The following is an 18,202-nucleotide window of genomic DNA, read 5'->3' as shown; positions in this document are numbered from 1 at the left end:
GTTGACGCGGCGAGCCAGCGCGGACACGCGACCGTCGAACCATGGCACCTGCTGCTGGCGCTGCTGGACACGGGTGGCTCGACCGCCGCGGGCCTCTCGATCACCGGCGACGGCTGCGCAGCGGCGAGCCGGTCGTAGCACGCGGCGATCCGCGCCCAGTCGGTCAGGTCCGGCGACGGGGCGGTGGCGTGGCAGGCGGCGATGCGGGCCTGCAGCGCGTACGGGCCGTCGGCCGTCACCCGCCGCAGGACCTCGACCGCCTCGGCGATCGCCGCGTGGTCCCAGCGGTCGCGGTCCTGCCGGTCGAGGGTGAGCAGCTCGCCGTCCGCGCCGCGGCGGGCGGCGCGCCGCGAGTGCTGGAACAGGAACAGCGCCAGCAGCGCCGGCACCTCCGGCTGATCCGGCATGAGCCGCTCGACGAGCCGCGCCAGGCGGATCGCCTCGTCCGCGAACGCGGGCTCGCCGTCGGCGTTGTAGCCCTGCGTGAACAGCAGGTACAGCACGGCGAGGACGCCGGGGAGGCGTTCGGTGAGCGCCCGGCCGGTCGGCACCCGGAACGGGATGCCGGCCGCCGCGATCTTCGACTTGGCCCTGGTGAGCCGCCGGGTCATCGCGGACTCGGTGACGAGGAACGCCCGGGCGATGTCGGCGGTCGGCACCGCGCAGATGGTGCGCAGCGTCAGCGCCACCCGCGCCTCGAGCGGCAGCGCCGGATGGCAGCAGGTGAAGATGAGCCGCAGCCGGTCGTCGAGCTCGCCCGGGACCGCTTCCTCGGCAGGGGTCAGCACGGCGATCTCCTGCAGCTTCCGGCGCTCCACGGCGGCGCGGCGCAGCACGTCGACGGCCCGGTTGCGGGCGGCCGTCATCAGCCACCCGCCCGGGTTGTCCGGCACGCCGTCGCGCGGCCACCGCTCCAGGGCCGCGGCGAGGGCGTCCTGCGCGCAGTCCTCGGCCAGGGCCCAGTCGCCGGTGACCCGGATCAGCGTGGCGACGATCCTCGAGTAGGCGCCGACGGCCGCCGCCGCGACCGGATCGCCGTCAGCCGGCGGGTTACGCAAAGGTCGCGAACGGCCGCAGCTCCAGCCGCCCGGCCCGCGCCATCGGGTGGGCCCGGGCGACCTCGATCGCCTCGTCCAGGTCGGCGCACTCCAGGATGTCGAACCCGACGATGATCTCCTTGGTCTCGGTGAACGGGCCGTCGGAGACGAGCAGCTCACCGTTGCGGACCCGGACGGTCGTCGCGGCGGACGTCGCGGCCAGCTGGTCGCCCGTCACCCGCCGCCCGGCGGCGTCGTTCTCGGCGACCCAGGCGAGGATGTCCGGCTCGGGCGCCGGGTCGGTGTCCGGCTCGGTGTCGATGCAGACGAACATCATGTACTTCATGGTGACGGGCCCTTCGTTCGACGGGATCTCACCATGGTGACGAACGGGACCCCGCCGACCGGACAGCATGCGCGGAAAAATTATGCGAGCTGGAAGCGGGACACGACCTGCTGCAGCTCCGCCGACATGCGGGCGAGGTCGTCCGCCGACGTGCGGGTCTGCGTGACGCCGTCGTTGGTGACCTGGCTCGCCTGCGCGACGCCGCTGATGTTGCTGGCGATCTCGTTGGCGCCGGACGCGGCCTCGGCGACGTTGCGGGTCATCTCGTTCGTGGTGGCGCTCTGCTGCTCGACGGCGGCGGCGATCGTCGTGGCGTACTGGTTGGTCTCGTCGATGACGGCCGCGATCTGGGTGACGGCGGCGACGGCGGCGGCCGCGTCCTGCTGGATCGCGTCGATGCGGGCGGAGATGTCGCTGGTCGCCTTCGCGGTCTCCTGCGCCAGGTCCTTCACCTCACCGGCGACGACGGCGAAGCCCTTGCCGGCGTCGCCGGCCCGCGCCGCCTCGATCGTCGCGTTCAACGCCAGCAGGTTCGTCTGCTCGGCGATCGCGGTGATCGCCTTCAGCACGGTGGTGATCTCGCCGCTGGAGTGGCCGAGCTTGCTGATCGTCTCCGACGCCTGCTGCGCGGTCACCACGCCGCCGCCGGCGACCCGGGCGGCGTCGGCGGCGCTGCGGGCGATCTCGGCGATGGCGGCACCCATCTCCTCGGTGCCGGCGGCGACGGTCTGGACGCTGCTGGACACCTCCCCGGCCGACCGGGACACGACGGCGGCCTGGGTGCTGCCCTCCGCCGCGCTGACGGCGATCTGGTTGCTCACCGCCGACAGCTCCTGTGCCGCCCCGGCGAGCGACGCGCTGCTCGCGCCGACGGCGAGCACCGACTCGCGCAGCTGTGCGGTGGCGGTGTTCAGGGCGCCCGCCATCGCGCCGAGCTCGTCGGCGCCGGCGACGTCCGCGGCCCGGGTGAGGTCCCCGACGGCGATCCCGGCGACGACGTGCCCGACCTGCGCCACGGCCCGGACCAGTTGACCGGCGACGAGCAGCGCGAACAGGACCGCCAGGGCGAGCCCCGCGACGAGCAGCGCCCACGTCCAGCGCTGCGCGTTGTCGTAGGCGTCGCGGACCCGGTCCCGGCGGTGCTCCGCGGCGACGCGCTCCGCCTCCCCCGTCCGCTGCACCAGGTCGAACACCTTCGAGGCGAGCGGGGCGGTGACGTCGTCGCGGATCCGTTCGATCTCGGCGAGGTTCCCCGCCCTGCTGGCGGCGAACAGCTGCGTCGTGATCGCGTCGTGGTAGCCGGCGAACGCCGCCGCGATCTCGTCGGCGCGGGCCGGCGTGCCGGTCGTCCCGCGGTACGTGGCCAGGTCCGCGGCGAAGCCGGTGGCGGCCGCGGCGACCTCCTGCTCGTACGTCGCCTTCTTCGCGGGGTCGGTGCTGAGCGCGTGGTTGAGCGCGGCGACGCGCACGGTAGAGATGTCGTTGCGGGCCTCGCTGAGCCCGGCGACCGGCACCAGCCCGCGGACGAACAGCGCCTCCGCCTCCGTTTTGAGCTCGTGCAGCCGCACCGACGCGAGGGCCGCGCCGGCGACCGCGACGACGCCCAGGATCGCCACCACGAGCAGCACCTTGGTGCGGACCGCCCGATTCGCGAGCCAGCGCGTCATCACCATCACCTCGAGGTTCAGATCGGTTGCGGTCAGGTGCGCCTGAGGTAACTCCCCGCACCGTTTCGCCCGCTGCACCAGGGGCACCACTACTGGTGGGTGCCGGCAGCGGCACCGGACCGACCTTCTGATTGGGGTTCGCCATGGGACTGAGCGACAAGATCGACAACCAGGCGGAAGAGACCGCCGGCAAGGTCAAGGAAGGCGTGGGCAAGGCCACCGGCAACGAGCGGCTCGAGGCCGAGGGCAAGGTCGACAAGGCCTCGGGCGGCCTCAAGCAGGCCGGTGAGAAGGTCAAGGACGCGTTCAAGGACTGAGCGCGGCCGCAAAGGGCCTGCGTCCAGCCGGACGCGGGCCCTTGACCTGTCCATGACCGGCCGCTCAGCCCGGGTGCCTCCCGCGGCGGCGCAGGTCGGCCTCGGTGGCGTGCCGGTGCGCCACGGCGATCAGGTCGTCGAGGCCGGCGGCGGTACGGACACCGGGGTTGAGCACGCAGACCCAGCCCTGCCGCCCGTACGCGGGATGCGGCAGGATCTCGTCGAGCCCGGCGAAGTCGATGCCCGCCTGCCGCTCGGGCAGCTCCGCGGGCGGGTAACCGAGGCGCGCCTCGAACGCCTCGCGCCCGGCGTGCACGTTGACCCGGAAGACGCCCGGCCGGTCCAGCCGCGACGCCTCGTCCCAGCCGGGGGTGTCCCGCCCGACGATCGTCGCGAACGGCATCCTGCGGTCCGGGCCGACGTAGAAGAACCGGTCGCCCCAGCTCGTCTCCGGCGCCCCCGACTCCTCCGTCGCGAGCAGCAGCTCGACGCCGGGCAGGGCGAGGATCCGGCCGGCGATCGCCTCCGGGGTGGCAGCGTCAGTCATGACTTCAACCGTATCGTTGAACCACCCAGTGAAGGTTCGGCGCGCTTCGTCAGTACAGTGGCCGCGAAAGCCTCAAGCGGGGTGCCCTGCACGGGGCATGAACAGCCGGACCGTGACCCCGCGGGCGGTGCTGGTGATGTGCAGGTCCCGGCACAGGTTCCGGACCATCCACAGGCCGCGGCCGCTGATCTCCTCGGGCGCCGGCAGCTCCTGCGACACGAACTCCGGCAGGCCCGGCCCGTGGTCGCTGACCTCGACCCGCACGCCCTCGTCGGTCTGCTCGATGACGATCCGCCCGCTGCCGCCGCCGTGACGGATCGCGTTGGCGGCGAGCTCACTGACCGCGATCACCAGCTTGCGCACGTTGGACGCGGAGACGCCGGCGAGGCGGGCGGTCTGCTCGACGAGGTCCCGGACGCGGCGCAGGCCGTCCCCGGTGAATTCACGGGTCACAGAGCGTATCCGGTCGCGTGCCATCGTCACAGCGCCCCTACGCACGTCTCGTCGCCAGCCAATTCGTCCCCCGCGCAAGACTTACCCATCGGGCGGGATCCCGAATCCTGCCGGTGTTCGTATGGCAGCCCCGGCCCGGCCACGGACGCCGTGGCAAGGCGGCGGCCGGCGGTCACACGGGCAGCTGCTGGGCGGTGGGTCGCAGGACGTCGCGGACGAGGTCGGAGGCCTGCGGCATACCCGGGCGCACGGGCGCGCCGGCCCAGGCCTGGGACTCGGCGGCGCGGGCGGCGGCGGCCAGGTCGGCGAGCTCGGCGGCGGGGATGCCGTCGCGCAGCAGCGGGAACTCCTCGGTCGACTCGCGCCGGGTGTGGGCGAGCAGCATGGCGTGGACGGCGGCCAGGCCGTCGACGTCGCCGAGGCTGATGGAGACGTCGGCGAGGGCCTCGCTGATCCGGCGCTCCTCGTCGAGCAGGTGGTCGGCGAGGTGGTCCGGCGGGTCGAGGTGCCGGGTGAGCGGGTGGAGGATCTCCGCCTCGATCGTCTCGTGGACGGCGATCATCCAGGCGAGCTGGCCGAACGCGGTGTGGCGGTCCTCCCCCGAGGCGGCCACGGTCCGGTCGAACTGCTCGTCGATCCGGGACTGGTGCTCGGTGAGCATGGCCGGCAGGTCGGCCACGCCGGCGGCCGGCATCGCGGCCATCAGCTCCTGCGGGTCGCGGTCCTCGTGCAGCCGGAGCAGGTCGCCGGCGGTGTGCAGGGCGGCCAGCTCCATCTGCAGGTGCAGCTCCCACAGCTGGCGCAGCCGGCGGTCGGTCTCCTGCTCCAGGAACGTGTGGTACATGGCGCAGGCGGCGCACTCCTGGACGACCAGCTGGGCCCAGAGGCTCTGGTCGCCGCCCGGGGACAGGGCGGCCCCGGCGAACGGGTGCAGCGCGGCGAGCGTGTCGTGGCGGGCCGTGGCGGCCAGGCCGAGGCGCTGCACGGCACGCTGCGACTCCAGGTCGGTGCAGCGCAGGGCGGCACGGTGGTTGAACAGGGCGGCGGCCGCCTGGAGGGCTTCCATCTCGTCGACCCGGCCGCGCGCGCCGGGCTCGGCGGAGCGCAGTTGGGTCGCCTCGACGTCGAGCTCGTGCCAGTGCCGGCCCTGGCGGCCTACCGGCAGTCCCGGGTGCTCCAGCGGGTTGAACATGGGCCCTCCCTCGGCAAACCGAACCAGGCGTGACGAATCCGAACAAAGCATGACAAATCAGCAAGTTCGCGCGGCGAATCCGAACCAGGCGTGACGCGGGGCGCGTGACAAAGAAGCGCTACCCAGCTTCGGCGGCGCGACACCCATCCTCCTCCGATCCGGGGGCTCGCGAAGCAAAGATCGAGCGCCGGGAACGACCCATTGACTTTTAGTTAACTTTCTTTATCGTTGGGCATCAATCAGACCAACGCTGGAGGCATAGATGGCGCTACGACACCGGCTGGTGCTGGTCGCCGCCGCGACGATCCTGGCGGCGGGCGGCACGGCCGTCCTCGCCGGGACCGCGGAAGCGGCCGGCTCGCTGACCGCCACCCTCACGTACGACTCCGACTGGGGCTCCGGCTACCAGGCGAAGTACACGATCGCGAACGGCTCCGCGGCGACCGTCACGTCGTGGAAGGTCGAGTTCGACCTGCCGGCCGGGACCGCGCTCGGCAGCTACTGGGACACCCTGGCCAGCCAGGCCGGCACCCACGTCACGGCGACGAACCGGACCTACAACGGCACGCTCGCGCCGGGCGCGTCGACCAGCTTCGGGTTCCTGGTCTCCGGCGGCGGCAAGCCCGCCAACTGCAAGCTCAACGGCGCCAGCTGCGCCGGCGTGGCCGACACGCAGGCGCCGACCGCCCCGGCGAGCCTGCGCGGCACCGGCGCCACCTCGTCCAGCGTCAGCCTGGCCTGGAACGCCTCGACCGACAACGTCGGCGTCACCGCCTACGACATCTACCGCGGCGGCACCCTGGCCACCACCGTCACCGGCACCAGCGGCACGGTCGGCGGGCTGTCGGCGTCGACGGCCTACACGTTCACGGTCAAGGCGCGCGACGCCGCGGGCAACACCTCCGCCGCGAGCAACCAGGTCAGCGTCAGCACCACCGCGGGTGGTGGCGGCGGCGGCACCGCGGTGCCCGTCGCACCGTACGTCGACATGGGCGCGTGGCCGACCCCGTCACTCCCCGACATGGCGACCGCCGGCAACCTGAAGAGCTTCACCCTCGCGTTCGTCAACAGCGCCGGCTGCAAGGCGTCGTGGTTCAACGCGTACGACCCGAGGGCCGCGTGGGCGAAGGACCAGATCGACGCGATCCGCACCCGCGGCGGCGACGTCAAGATCTCCTTCGGCGGTGCGAGCGGCATCGAGCTCGCCCAGGCCTGCGGCACTCCCGCGGCCGTCGCGGCGGAGTACCAGGCCGTCGTCGACGCGTACCAGCTGAACTACATCGACCTGGACATCGAGGGCGCGGCGGTGGCCGACCCGACCACGGTGGCGCGCCGGTCGCAGGCCCTCGCGCTGCTGCAGGCCGCCCGGCCCAACCTGAAGATCTCGCTGACCCTGCCGGTCCTGCCGGAGGGCCTCACCGCCGACGGCGTCGCCGTGGTCCGCTCCGCCCGCGACGCCGGGGTGAACCTCGACCTGGTCAACGTCATGGCGATGGACTACCAGCGCAGCAGCGGCGACTACGGCAACTTCGCCGTGCAGGCGGCGCAGTCGACGTTCGCGCAGCTCAAGACCCTGTACCCGGCGAAGACCGACGCGCAGCTGTGGCGGATGGTCGGCGTGACGCCGATGCTGGGCAAGAACGACGACGGCGGCACCTACGACCAGGCCGACGCCCGGCAGCTGGTGGCGTTCGCGCAGGCCAACCACCTGGGCATGCTGTCCTTCTGGGAGACCACCCGGGACCGCAACGCGTGCACCGGCGCGCTCTACATGTGCACCAACATCCCGCAGCAGCCCTACGAGTTCAGCCGCATCTTCGCCGCGTACACCGGCTGAGACCCGCGCCGGGACGGCTCACGCACTGCGTCGAGGCGGCTCACGCACTGAACGGCGTCGCCGGTGGAGCGGACCGGCGGCGCTGTTCGGCCGTGTCGTGCACCGTCTCCGTCGCGGGGTGAGAGAACAGCGCGGGAGCGATCTTCGCCCGCGCCGGCGCCTCGACACCGACGGGGGCAGGGACAGGGGCGGCGCTGGGAGCGGGGGCGGGCGCACCGCCGGCGGGTCGCAGGGCGCCGGCGGCGTCGGCGGCGGACATCGCGCCGGAGCAGACCGCCCGCCACAGGGTCATGGCGGCGCCGGACACCGTGACGACCTGCTGGTCGAGGGACTCGGGCGTCGCGCCGGCCTTGGCGAGCACGGCGGCCGCGGCCGGCTGCAGGTCCACCCACGGGCGCACGGTCGCGGCGGTGAACCCGGCCGACGCCCACTGCGCCGCGAGCCGGCTGATCCGCTCCGCGACCGCCACGGGCACGACGTCGCGGCCGCTCGGCCGCTCACCCAGCAGCGCCCGCGCCAGCTCGGTCAGCTCCGCGATCGGCACCCACCCAGCCTCGCCCCCGCCCACTGCGGTCTTCTGGGTGGGGCGGCGGCCAGCGGTCGGTTCCATGCCTCCATGATCCCTCATCGCGTGACCGGCCGGCTACGCGCACCCCTCCGTGACAGCGCGTGACGCAGCAGGGGGCGGTAGACGCGGGCCGAGTCCGCCAGCGAGCCGAAGTGCGAGGTGCCGTTGTCGCCGATGTACGCGGTGGCGATGACCGTCTCGTTGATCCGCCGGCCGGCGCGCGCGGCGTGCAGCAGGACGTTCATCTCGTACTCGAACCGCTCGCCGGGAATCCCGCCCAGCCAGTCCAGCAGGTCCGCGGGGTAGCCGCGCAGCCCGGTCTGCGTGTCCTGGACGCCGCGGCCGGTCGCGGCGCGGAACAGCAGGCGGGTGACGGCGTTGCCGAAGCGGCTGCGCAGCGGCACCCGGCCCTCGAAGCGGCGCACGCCGAGCACCATCTCGCCGCCGACCTCCACGTGTTCGGCGACCCGGAGGATGTCCGCGAGGAGGTGCTGACCGTCGGGGTCCGCGCAGACGACCGCCTGGCCGGGGTGCGCCGCGGCGATGTGCCGGAAGCCGGTCTTCAGCGCCGCGCCCTTGCCGCGGTTCGTCTCGTGCCGCAGCACCGTGCAGCCCAGCTCCCGGGCGCGGTGCAGGAGGCCCGCGGCGGCCGGTCCGCTGCCGTCGTCGACCACGACGACGTGCGCCCGCGGCCGCACGCCGGACAGCGCGACGACGGTGCTGACGAGGCCGTGGCCCGGCTCGTACACCGGCAGCAGAAACATCACGGATGCCTGTTACCCAACCGGGGGCGGCGCAATGCCGCCACCACCGCGCGCTCGCGGCGCAGCAGCCCGGCGGGGTCGGCGACGCCGAGGAACCAGAGCCGCGACGCGACGTGCAGCGCCCGCTCCCGCCGCGACGCCGGCTCGCCGCCGGTCGCCGGCACGTCGAGCAGCGCCGCGCCACGCAGCCGCAGCACCTTGCGGGCGAGGAACCGGATCCGCGGCAGGTGCCACGTGTGCGAGACCAGCCCGAGCGGGTGCCCGGGGCCGAACTCGTGCCCGGCGAGCAGGCCGTCCCCGACCGTGTGCAGCAGGTTCTCCAGGGTGCTCCGCGACCGGCACTCGGTCCGCAGCGCCGCGTGGCGGTCGAGCCCGGCGGCCCGCGCCCGGGCCACCATCAGGTCACCCTCCCGGCAGCCCTCCGGTGGTCGCGGCGCGCCCTCGGCCGCCTCCGCCCACCCGCCGCTGAACACGACCAGCGGCGCCGCCGCGGCGTCGAACGCGTCCCGGTGCGCCGAGACGTAGCCGATCGCGGCGTCGACCCTGGCGGCACCCGCCGGGGTGAGCACCCATCCCGCGCCGGCGGTCGCGACCCCTCGCCCGAACACCAGCAGCACGGTCGCCACCGGCCCTGTCACGATCCCACCGTACCCACCGCGCCGTGCTTGACTGCGCGGGTGACGGACGACGATCTCGCCTCGCTCCTGGCGCGGCTGCCGCGGCTCACCGGGCTCGAGCACGACCGGCTCGTCGTGGCGGTCGAGCAGCGCGGGGATCCCGCGGCGGTCCGGCCGCTGCTGGAGCGGGTGGCCGTGGCGCCGGGCGAGGCGCTGTTCGGGCTGCACCACGCCCTCGTCCGGCTGACCGGCCACGACCCGGTGCTCCCGCTCGACCGGGACGCCTGGCCGCACGCGGTGCGCCTGGTGTGGGCCGCCTGGGAGCCGGCGACGGAGGCGCGGCCGCGGGTGGAGGACGTCGAGCCGCTCGGCGACGACCGGGCGAGGCTCGTGGTCGCCGACGGGCGCGGCGTCATCGGCATCGACTACGACCCGACGCCACCCGGCTCGACCTGGCCGCGCTGGTTCAAGTCGCTCCTCGTCGGCGGGTCGCCACTGTACGGGGTGGGCTCCGACTGCGGCACGTGCGAGACCACGCTGCACCTCATCGGGTGGCCGGAGCGGCCCGCGGCGGCGCTGTCGCAGCTGATGCGGGAGCGGCTCGGCGACGTGACCGCGCTGGACGGGGACGTGCTGGACGCGGTGGCGCCACTGCTGACGGGGCTGCGGTCCGGGCACTACCTGGCCGCGCTCGCCGACCTGGACCTGGAGCTGGTCAGCGACCCGGCCGCGTCCTGGTGCATGCGGCGCCACGAGCTGCGCGTCGACGAGGAGCCCGACGAGGTGCCGCCGGTCGACTGGCCCGGCACCGGCCATCTCCAGCTGCGCACGACGGTGCCGGGGGTGCGGCCGACGTTCGCCGTGGTGCTGCCGTCCCAGGACCTCGCGGCCGTCGATCCGCGTACCGTGGCGGCCCACACGGCGAGGATCGCCGCGGGTGAACGGCCCACCGCCGTGGTCACCGCGTGGGTGGAGGACCGCGACGTGCGGATGGACCACCCCGAGCGGTTCTTCGTCGGGGTGGTCCTCGACGGGCACCACAAGCTGGTCGCGTACGCGCGGCACGGCGTCCCGGCGCGGGTGCTGCTGCTGTGCCGGGTCGAGGACTCGTGGGGCCCGCCCGCCGACCGCACCGCGTTCCTCCACGAGGCGCTCGACGGCATGCTCGGCATTGACCGCGGTACATGAGCGCGTTACTTTGAGGATTCTTTACAGAAAGGTGGAGGACGTGCTGCCGAGGCACGAGCTGGACGTGCCGGACCCGGCGCCGCTGCCGTTCGCGATCGGCTCGTTCGACTGGTTCGGGCCGATGGCGCGGGCCGGCTTCCCGCACCGGCACAGCTTCCACGAGATCGTCTACGTCACCCGCGGCACCGGCGCGCACGTCGTGGACCTCGCCGCGCACCGGCTGCGGCCGCCGCAGCTCTTCGCGGTCGCGCCGGGGCAGGTGCACCACTGGCGGGACGTCTGCGGGCTCGACGGCTGGGTGATCGTCTTCGCCGACGACGCGCTGCACCAGCACCCGGAGGACCGCCGCGCCCTGACGGCCCTGTCGGCGGCGCCCGGGCTGCGGCCCGCCCCCGGCGACGCGGCCGGCCTCGAGTCGCTGCTGGCCGCGATGGCGCTCGAGTACACCGAACGCCGGCCGGGCTTCACCACCGTCCTGGCCGCGCTCCTGCACGTGCTCGTCGTCCGCGCGCTGCGCCTCGGCGCGCCGCGGCCCGCGGATCCGGCGCCGGGCGTGGCGGAGCGGTTCGGCCGGCTGCTCACCCACGACACGGGGATCGCGCCGACCGTGCGGGCCTACGCCGCTCGGCTCGGCGTCTCCACCAGCCACCTGACGGAGGCGGTGAAGGCCTCCACCGGCGAACCGCCCGGCCGGCTGATCCGCCGCGCCCAGGCCCTGGAGGCGCGGCGGCTGCTGGCCCGGACCGGGCTGAGCGTCGCGCAGGTCGCGCACGCCGTCGGGTTCGCCGACCCGGCGTACTTCTGCCGCTTCTTCCGCCGCGAGGTCGGCGTCACCCCCGGCCGGTTCCGGGAGCTCAACCGGGAGTGACCCCGAACCTGAAGTACACGCTGCGGTGGTAGTCGCCGGCCGCCACGTCGGGCCGGCTCTCCGGGCCGAGGGAGCCGGGGCCGTGGAACCTTCGACTCGGGGTAGTCGCGGTCGGCGGTACGGCGGTAGCGGTACTCCATCCGCAGCCACCCGCCGGAGTCGAGGCGCCGGCGCACGGAGGTCAGGTCGCCGGTGTAGTTCGCCTGCACGACCCAGCCGGTGCCGTCCTTGAAGTGGCTCAGGCCGGTGAAGGTCGCGGAGCCCGCCGCGAGCGCGGGACCGTTGGTGAGCGACACGACGGCACCGTCGAGGGTGACGCCGACCAGCCGGCCGTTGGATTTCGCGATGCTGATGCACGTGGTGCCGGTGTGCCCGGCGCCGCCGACCGGCGCCGGGAACCGCAGCAGCTGCCAGGTGAAGCGGCGCCGGTCGAGGTTGGTGAAGTCGTACCGGTTGACCAGCATGACGGTCTTGTCGAAGGCCGCCGGGAACACGTTGGCGTAGTAGTCGGGGCTGGCGAGCTGGACCGGCGACCAGATGTCCTTGATCGTGAAGAAGCTGCCCTCCTTCTCACGGAAGGGGCCGAGAATTCCATCGGGGGCGAGGTTTCCGGCGGTGTCGAGCGCACCGCCGCGGTCGTCGCGCACGACGCTCTCGTCGGCGAGCGACCAGATGAAGCCGCCGGCGGAGCGCTGCGCGCCGCCCATCAGCTTCCAGTAGTCGTTGAGGCCGGCGCCCGCGCCACCGTCGTACAGGCCGTGCAGGAACTCCGTCGGCATGAAGACGGTGCCGCCGGCGGCCTTCGACTGGGTGCTGGCATAGGTCTGGTAGTGGCTAGTGTCGACGCCATTGAACGTGGTCCACGGGTGCAGGACCTTGCGCTGCTGCGGGTCGTGCCGGGCGAAGTCGTCGTCCAGGGCGGTGTTCCAGCCGCCCTCGTAGCCGTTGTCCCAGAACAGGATCGACGGGTGGTTGACGTCGCGCTGGACGGTGACGCTGAGGGCCGCGCCGGCGGCGCCGAGGGCGAGCAGGTGACGGCGGTTGATGTCCATGCCTCCCGGGGAGGAGCCGGCCCGCCCGGTGCGGCGCCCGGGCGGGCCGGGGTCTCAGGTGCGGTACCAGCGCTGGTTGGCGCCGCCGTTGCAGGTCCAGATGGCCAGCTGGGTGCCGTTGGCCGTGCCGTGCGCGGTCGCGTCGAGGCACTTGCCGGAGGCGACGCTGACGACGGTGCCGTCGGCGTTCACGTTCCACTGCTGGTTGGTGCCCGGGTGGCAGTCGTAGATGATGACCGGCGTGCCGTCCGCGGTGGCGGCGCCGCTCACGTCCAGGCACTTGCTCCCGTACACCTGCAGCTGCCGTGAACCGGTCGCGACCCACCGCTGGTTGGCGCCGCCGTTGCAGTCCCACAGCGCGACCCTGGTGCTGTTGGCCTGGGTGTTGCCGGGCACGTCGACGCAGCGTCCGGACTCCTGCCCGCGCAGCACGTTGGACGGGCCGTTGCCGAGGGCGGCGACGAGCGCGGCGGCGGACGCGGCCTGCGTCGTGGGGCTCCACAGCGCGAACGGGCCGACGAACGAGTTGCCCTGCTGGCCGGCGCTGTTGGTGTTGTTGGCCAGGATCGAGTTGGCGGTCGTGGCGATGAAGCCGTCGTACTGGGTGCCGCTCGTCGCCTTCGCCAGGGCCCGCAGGTAGCGGATGAAGATCCCCTTGAACGCCTGGCCGTCGCCGGAGCAGTTCGGCTCGCAGCCCTCGTAGAGGACGTTGTTGCGGTTGAACCGGGCGACCGCGGCGGTGGCGATCGACCTGGCGGTGGTCAGCAGCGACGCGTCGCCGGTGGCGCGGTTCAGCTCGATCAGGCCCTGCAGCACGACGCCCTGGTTGTAGGTGTAGACGGCGGTGCTGTAGCCGCAGCCGGGGATGGTGACGCCGTCGCGGACCAGGTTGTTGCTGATGACGCCGTTCGTGCGCAGCCAGTTCCACCCGGCGTTGGCCCAGCCGAGGTAGGTGGTGTCGCCGGGGAGCCGGTTGTGCAGCCCGGCGGTCGCGGCGAGGAACAGCTCGTTGGCGATGGAGGCCTTGTACTGGCGGTCGGTCTTCCAGTACTCGCCGCCGCCGCACGTGGAGTCCCAGTAGTTGTGCATGTACTTGACGAGGGTCTCGGCGGTGTTCAGGTAGTTCCTGTTGCCGGTGATGTCGTAGGCCTGGATCCAGACCAGGGCCCACCAGCCGGTGTCGTCGATGTACTCGTTGGTGAAGTCGGCGTTCTTCGCGTAGGCGCCGGAGATGGCGTAGTCGTACTGGGTGTCGCCGGTCGCCTGCCGGTAGGTCATGACGGTGCTCAGCGACACGGCGCTGGTCCACCAGTCGCTGCCGATCCGGCCGGTGCCGGCGTCGTACGACTGCATGAGCACGCCGACGCTGTTGGCGGCGGGGGTCGCGGCCGCGGCGGTGCCGGCGGCCCCGACCAGGAGGCCGACGGTCACGGCGGCGCCGGCGAGGCCGGTCCACAGTCTTCGGACATGTCTGCTTCGGGCACGGTGCATGGGTGTCTTCTCCCTCGATGTCTGGCGGAACGATCGTGAGGAGGCGCGCGACGGTGCGCGGTAGCCGTGGCCGGGCGGGTCGGGCGCGGACACGGCTCGCCCCACATAGAAGCCCACCGAAGTCGCGATGTCAACGTTGTCAGGACGGGCGGCGCCCGCCCTCAGCGGATCCGGCCGCCCCGGATCACCAGCGAGGTCGGCAGCAGGACCTGCGTGGACGGCTCGGCGCTGCCCGCGATCCGGCGGAACAGCAGCCCGGCGGCGCGCCGGCCGAGCTCGGTCGTGTCGTAGGTGACCAGCGCGACCGGCCGGTGCAGCAGGTCGACCAGCTCCAAGTCGTCGAAGCCGGCGATGCCGACCTCGTCGCGGCCCTCGGCGGCGTGCAGCGCACCGACGCAGATCCGGTTGTTGTCGGCGAAGATCGCGTCCGCGGCGGCCGGGCCGTCCAGCAGCTCCGTCGCCGCCGCGCGGGCCGCGCCGACCGTGTGGTTGTCGAGGCTGACCAGGGCCGGGTCGTAGGCGATGTCGGCGTCCTCGAGCGCGCGCCGGTAGCCGGCGAGGCGGTCGGCGCCGGTGAAGACGGCCGGGTCGCCGCCGATGTACCCGATCCGCCGGTGCCCCTGCGCGGTCAGGTGGCCGACGGCCTGGCGGGCGCCGCCGTAGTTGTCCAGGACGACCGAGTCGGCCGGCACGCCCCGCGGCACGCGGTCGATGAACACCATCGGCGCCCAGCGGGCCAGCTCCGCGTGCAGCTCGACGTGGTCGTGCGCGGTCGGCGTGACCAGCAGCCCGTCGACCCGCCGCCGGACCAGGTCGCGCAGCAGGTCGCGCTCCTGCTCGAAGCGCTGCCCGGTGCTGCCGACGACCAGCATGTGCTGGTGCCGCCGGGCGGTCTCCTCCGCGCCGCGGGTGACCCCCGACCAGAACGGGTTCGCCGGGTCCTCGATGACCAGCGCGATCGTCTCCGTGGTCTGCCCCGGCCGCAGCCCGCGGGCGATCTCGTTGCGGTGGAACCCCAGCTCGGTGATGGCCCGCTCGACGGCGTACCGGGTCTCCGGGCGGATGTACCGCTCGTCGTTGACCACGCGGGACACCGTCGCCGGGCTGACCCCGGCGAGCTGTGCCACGTCACGCATGGTGGGTCGCCTCGACGTCACCGGGCCTCCTCTGGGCATTGACCGCAACACAGTATCTGATTACGTTCTCTGATTACGTTCTCATACAGCTCCGTCACCGGTTCCGCCAAACCCCTTGGAGCATCGATGCGACGCATCGTCACCCGGGTGGCCCTCGCCGCCCTCATCCTGAGCGCCGGCGCCTGCTCGTCCGGCGGCGACGACGACAAGACCCTCACCGTCGCCTACCAGAAGTTCGGCAGCTTCACGCAGATGGACGACCAGATGAAGCGGGTCAAGACCGCCTACGAGTCCGCCCACCCCGGCTCGACGGTCAAGCTCGTGCCCATCGAGGCCGCCGAGAACGACTACTACACCAAGCTCTCGCTGATGAACCGCTCGCCGAGCACCGCACCCGACGTCATGTACGAGGACACGTTCCTCGTCAACACCGACATCGCCGCCGGCTTCCTCGCCCCGATCGACGAGTACCTCGCGAAGTGGCCGGACTGGAGCCAGTTCACCGAGGCGTCGAAGACCGCCGCCAAGGCCCTCGACGGCAAGACCTACGGCGTGCCGATGGGCACCGACACCCGCGCCCTCTGGTACAACAAGGACCTCTTCGCGCAGGCCGGCATCGCCGTGCCCTGGGAGCCGAAGACCTGGGACGACATCCTCGCCACCGCCCGCACCGTCAAGGCGAAGCTGCCCGGCGTCACCCCGCTCAACGTCTACTCCGGCAAGGCCGCCGGCGAGGGCGCGACCATGCAGGGCCTGGAGATGCTGCTGTACGGCACCCAGGACACCCTCTACGACGACGCCGACAAGAAGTGGGTCACGTCCAGCCAGGGCATGCTCGACTCGCTCGGCTTCATCAAGACGATCTACGGCGAAGGGCTCGCCCCGGCGCCGCAGGACGCGCTCGACCCCAACTTCGGCAACCGCGTCGGCACCGAGCTGCTGCCCGGCGGGAAGCTCGCCATCGACCTCGACGGGTCGTGGATCAGCGGCAACTGGCTGCCCGGCGGCGCGAAGCCGTGGCCGCAGTGGTCGACCGTGCTCGGCCAGGCCGCGATGCCGACGCAGAAGGGCCAGGCACCCGGCACGACCAGCATGTCCGGCGGCTGGGTGCTGTCGGTCGGCGCGAAGGCCAAGGACAAGCAGGCCGCGTTCGACTTCGTCAGCCTCGCGCTGAACAAGGAGAACAGCCTCGCCTACGACATCGCCGCCAGCCAGATCGCCGAGCGCGCCGACGTCGCGGCCGATCCCGCGTACCTCGCCGCGAACCCGACCCTGAAGTTCTTCACCGACCTCGTGCGGGTGACCCACTTCCGGCCGGCGTACGCGGACTACCCGCACGTCTCCGACGCGATCCAGGTCGCGATGGAGGCGGTCATGACCGGCCAGCAGAGCCCGCAGCAGGCCGTCGCCGCGCTCGGCGACCAGGTGAAGCAGGTCGTCGGGGCGGACAAGGTGAAGTAGCGCCGATGCTGCGACGGTTCGCCCCGGTCCTGCCCGCGCTCCTGCTGCTGCTCGTCTTCTTCGCCGGGCCCATGCTGTGGAGCGTCTACACCGCGTTCACCGACATGGCGCTGACCGGGTCGGCGAGCGTCTCCTTCATCGGCGCCGGCAACTTCACCCGCATGGCGCGGGACCCGCACTTCCTGCACTCGCTGCTGCTCACCCTGGTGTTCGTCGTCGGGTCGGCGGTCGTCGGGCAGAACACGCTCGGCCTGCTGATCGCGCTGCTCCTGCGCGGTCGCGGCCGGGTGGCCCGGGCCGCCGTCACCGGCATCGTCATCGCCGCGTGGACGGTGCCGGAGACGGTCGCCGGCTTCTGCTGGTATGCGTTCCTCTACCGCACCGGCACCCTCAACAGTCTGCTCGGCCACCTCGGCGTCCAGCAGAACTGGCTCTACACCACGCCGATGCTGGCCGTCATCCTCGCCAACGTGTGGCGCGGCACCGCCTTCTCGATGCTCGTCTACTCCGCGGCGCTCGCCGACGTGCCGCCGGACCTCGTCGAGGCGGCACAGGTCGACGGCGCGTCGGCGTGGCAGCGGCTGCGGCACATCACGCTGCCGCTGATCCGCCGCTCGATCGTCAGCAACCTGATGCTCATCACCCTGCAGACCCTGGCGTCCTTCGGCCTCATCTACGTGATGACCGGCGGCGGACCCGGCAACGCCAGCCAGACCACGCCGTTGTACATGTACCAGCAGTCGTTCAAGTTCTACCAGCTCGGCTACGGCACGGCGATGGCGCTGGTCCTGCTGCTGATCGGGGCGCTGTTCTCGGCCGTGTACCTGCGACTGATCAGACTGGAGGAGGCATGAGGCGGCTCGCGGTGCACGGCGCGCTCGCCGTGGTGGCCGTGGCGTTCCTGCTGCCGTTCGGGTGGCTGCTGGTCGCCTCCGTCCAGCCCGGCGCGGCCATGTCCGCCGAGGTGACCGGGGAGGTGTCGCTCGCCAACTTCCGCGACGTGCTCGACGCCGACACCGTCTTCCGCCCGATGTGGAACTCGTTCGTGCTGTCCGGCGGCACGGCGCTGCTGACCGTCGCGCTGGCGGTGCTCGCGGCGTACCCGCTGTCGCGCTTCCGCACCACCTTCGGCCGGTCGTTCCTCTACGCCGTCCTCTTCGCCACCGGCCTGCCGATCACCGCGGTCATGGTGCCGGTCTACGCCATGTACAGCCGGATCGACCTCGTCGACTCGACGCCCGCGACGATCCTGTTCATGTCCGCGTCGTCGCTGCCCTTCGCGGTGTGGATGATGAAGAACTTCATGGACAACGTTCCCATCAGCCTCGAGGAGGCCGCCTGGACCGATGGCGCCGGCTGGCTGCAGTCGCTGTGGCGCATCGTGCTGCCGCTGATGGTCCCCGGCCTCGCCGTCGTGCTGATCTTCACGTTCGTCCTGCAGTGGGGCAACTTCTTCGTCCCGTTCATCCTGCTGCTCAGCCCCGAGAAGCAGCCCGCGTCGGTGACCATCTACACGTTCTTCACCCAGTACGGCGCGGTCGCCTACGGGCGGCTCGCCGCGTTCTCCATCCTCTACACGGCACCAGTCGTCCTGCTCTACTCCGCACTGTCCAAAGTGCTCGGCGGGGCGTTCAGCCTCACCGGCGCGGTGAAAGGCTGAA

Annotated in this window: 18 protein-coding genes and 1 pseudogene; 8 read left to right on the top strand and 11 right to left on the bottom strand. The window is 72.6% G+C overall.

Annotated features, from left to right (window positions below):
• Positions 1 to 138 (top strand): Clp protease N-terminal domain-containing protein (locus AB0J72_RS14010; RefSeq protein ID WP_363398530.1); only part of this gene is annotated, 138 nt, incomplete at its 5' end.
• A 161-nt stretch (positions 139 to 299) separates the two neighbouring features.
• On the opposite strand, the pseudogene AB0J72_RS14005 reads toward AB0J72_RS14010, so the two are convergent.
• The 3 genes and pseudogenes from AB0J72_RS14005 to AB0J72_RS13995 form a co-directional block, all read right to left on the bottom strand.
• Positions 300 to 1,058, bottom strand: a pseudogene (locus AB0J72_RS14005) (DUF6596 domain-containing protein); the annotation flags it as partial.
• Entirely contained in the window at positions 1,051 to 1,383 is a 333-nt protein-coding gene (locus AB0J72_RS14000) for a YciI family protein (protein ID WP_363398516.1), read from the bottom strand. The pseudogene AB0J72_RS14005 and the gene AB0J72_RS14000, both read right to left, overlap by 8 nt.
• Positions 1,384 to 1,463: 80 nt before the next feature.
• Positions 1,464 to 3,050 (bottom strand): methyl-accepting chemotaxis protein, encoded by a 1,587-nt coding sequence (locus AB0J72_RS13995; RefSeq protein WP_363398514.1) that lies wholly within the window; start codon positions 3,048 to 3,050, stop codon positions 1,464 to 1,466.
• A 143-nt stretch (positions 3,051 to 3,193) separates the two neighbouring features.
• Here AB0J72_RS13995 and AB0J72_RS13990 point away from each other — a divergent pair, with 143 nt between their 5' ends.
• Entirely contained in the window at positions 3,194 to 3,367 is a 174-nt protein-coding gene (locus tag AB0J72_RS13990) for a CsbD family protein (RefSeq protein ID WP_363398513.1), read from the top strand.
• 64 nt (positions 3,368 to 3,431) lie between these two features.
• Here the strand turns inward: AB0J72_RS13990 and AB0J72_RS13985 are convergent, their stop codons facing one another.
• The 3 genes from AB0J72_RS13985 to AB0J72_RS13975 all read right to left on the bottom strand — a co-directional run bounded on the left by AB0J72_RS13985 (position 3,432) and on the right by AB0J72_RS13975 (position 5,559).
• Positions 3,432 to 3,914, bottom strand: coding sequence for a DUF6194 family protein (locus AB0J72_RS13985; protein WP_363398511.1), 483 nt, complete (start codon positions 3,912 to 3,914; stop codon positions 3,432 to 3,434).
• A 72-nt stretch (positions 3,915 to 3,986) separates the two neighbouring features.
• Complete coding sequence (locus tag AB0J72_RS13980) at positions 3,987 to 4,367, bottom strand: ATP-binding protein (protein ID WP_363398509.1); 381 nt, start codon at positions 4,365 to 4,367, stop codon at positions 3,987 to 3,989.
• Positions 4,368 to 4,539: 172 nt separating this feature from the next.
• Positions 4,540 to 5,559 carry a hypothetical protein gene (locus tag AB0J72_RS13975; protein ID WP_363398507.1) on the bottom strand — a complete coding sequence of 340 codons (1,020 nt, stop codon included), beginning with the start codon at positions 5,557 to 5,559 and terminating at the stop codon, positions 4,540 to 4,542.
• 262 nt (positions 5,560 to 5,821) lie between these two features.
• Here AB0J72_RS13975 and AB0J72_RS13970 point away from each other — a divergent pair, with 262 nt between their 5' ends.
• A complete protein-coding gene (locus tag AB0J72_RS13970; RefSeq protein ID WP_363398505.1) occupies positions 5,822 to 7,396 on the top strand; it encodes a cellulose binding domain-containing protein in 1,575 nt (524 codons plus the stop codon).
• A 40-nt stretch (positions 7,397 to 7,436) separates the two neighbouring features.
• Here the strand turns inward: AB0J72_RS13970 and AB0J72_RS13965 are convergent, their stop codons facing one another.
• Genes AB0J72_RS13965 through AB0J72_RS13955 form a run of 3 tightly spaced genes read right to left on the bottom strand, consistent with a single transcriptional unit; the run spans position 7,437 to position 9,366 of the window.
• Complete coding sequence (locus AB0J72_RS13965; RefSeq protein WP_363398503.1) at positions 7,437 to 8,006, bottom strand: hypothetical protein; 570 nt, start codon at positions 8,004 to 8,006, stop codon at positions 7,437 to 7,439.
• A gap of 14 nt (positions 8,007 to 8,020) precedes the next feature.
• On the bottom strand, positions 8,021 to 8,728 hold the full coding sequence (locus tag AB0J72_RS13960; protein WP_363398528.1) for a glycosyltransferase family 2 protein: 708 nt from the start codon (positions 8,726 to 8,728) through the stop codon (positions 8,021 to 8,023).
• Entirely contained in the window at positions 8,728 to 9,366 is a 639-nt protein-coding gene (locus AB0J72_RS13955; RefSeq protein WP_363398502.1) for an ElyC/SanA/YdcF family protein, read from the bottom strand. Before AB0J72_RS13955 ends, AB0J72_RS13960 begins: the two co-directional genes overlap by 1 nt.
• Before the next feature lie 39 nt (positions 9,367 to 9,405).
• On the opposite strand from AB0J72_RS13955, the gene AB0J72_RS13950 reads away from it, so the two are divergent.
• Positions 9,406 to 10,533: a hypothetical protein gene (locus AB0J72_RS13950; protein ID WP_363398500.1), complete on the top strand. Its 1,128-nt coding sequence runs from the start codon at positions 9,406 to 9,408 to the stop codon at positions 10,531 to 10,533.
• 40 nt (positions 10,534 to 10,573) lie between these two features.
• Positions 10,574 to 11,401, top strand: a complete 828-nt coding sequence (locus tag AB0J72_RS13945; RefSeq protein ID WP_344510490.1) for a helix-turn-helix domain-containing protein — start codon at positions 10,574 to 10,576, stop codon at positions 11,399 to 11,401.
• Between the two features lie 1,106 nt (positions 11,402 to 12,507).
• Here AB0J72_RS13945 and AB0J72_RS13940 read toward each other — a convergent pair.
• Both AB0J72_RS13940 and AB0J72_RS13935 read right to left on the bottom strand, forming a co-directional pair.
• Complete coding sequence (locus AB0J72_RS13940; RefSeq protein ID WP_363398498.1) at positions 12,508 to 13,944, bottom strand: glycoside hydrolase family 76 protein; 1,437 nt, start codon at positions 13,942 to 13,944, stop codon at positions 12,508 to 12,510.
• A gap of 161 nt (positions 13,945 to 14,105) precedes the next feature.
• Entirely contained in the window at positions 14,106 to 15,101 is a 996-nt protein-coding gene (locus tag AB0J72_RS13935; RefSeq protein WP_363398496.1) for a LacI family DNA-binding transcriptional regulator, read from the bottom strand.
• A gap of 105 nt (positions 15,102 to 15,206) precedes the next feature.
• Between AB0J72_RS13935 and AB0J72_RS13930 the strand changes: the two genes are divergently transcribed.
• The 3 genes from AB0J72_RS13930 to AB0J72_RS13920 are packed head-to-tail and all read left to right on the top strand — an operon-like array spanning position 15,207 to position 18,201.
• A complete protein-coding gene (locus tag AB0J72_RS13930) occupies positions 15,207 to 16,541 on the top strand; it encodes an extracellular solute-binding protein (protein WP_363398494.1) in 1,335 nt (444 codons plus the stop codon).
• Between the two features lie 5 nt (positions 16,542 to 16,546).
• Positions 16,547 to 17,395: a sugar ABC transporter permease gene (locus AB0J72_RS13925; RefSeq protein ID WP_363398492.1), complete on the top strand. Its 849-nt coding sequence runs from the start codon at positions 16,547 to 16,549 to the stop codon at positions 17,393 to 17,395.
• Positions 17,392 to 18,201, top strand: coding sequence for a carbohydrate ABC transporter permease (locus AB0J72_RS13920; protein WP_363398490.1), 810 nt, complete (start codon positions 17,392 to 17,394; stop codon positions 18,199 to 18,201). The genes AB0J72_RS13925 and AB0J72_RS13920 overlap by 4 nt, the downstream gene beginning before the upstream one ends.
• Position 18,202: the final 1 nt, after the last annotated feature.

This window comes from Dactylosporangium sp. NPDC049742, from assembly GCF_040674675.1.
Lineage (GTDB): Bacteria > Actinomycetota > Actinomycetes > Mycobacteriales > Micromonosporaceae > Dactylosporangium > Dactylosporangium maewongense.
The sequence above is the reverse complement of the archived record's forward strand: the minus strand, read 5'-3'. Positions and strand labels throughout refer to the sequence as shown.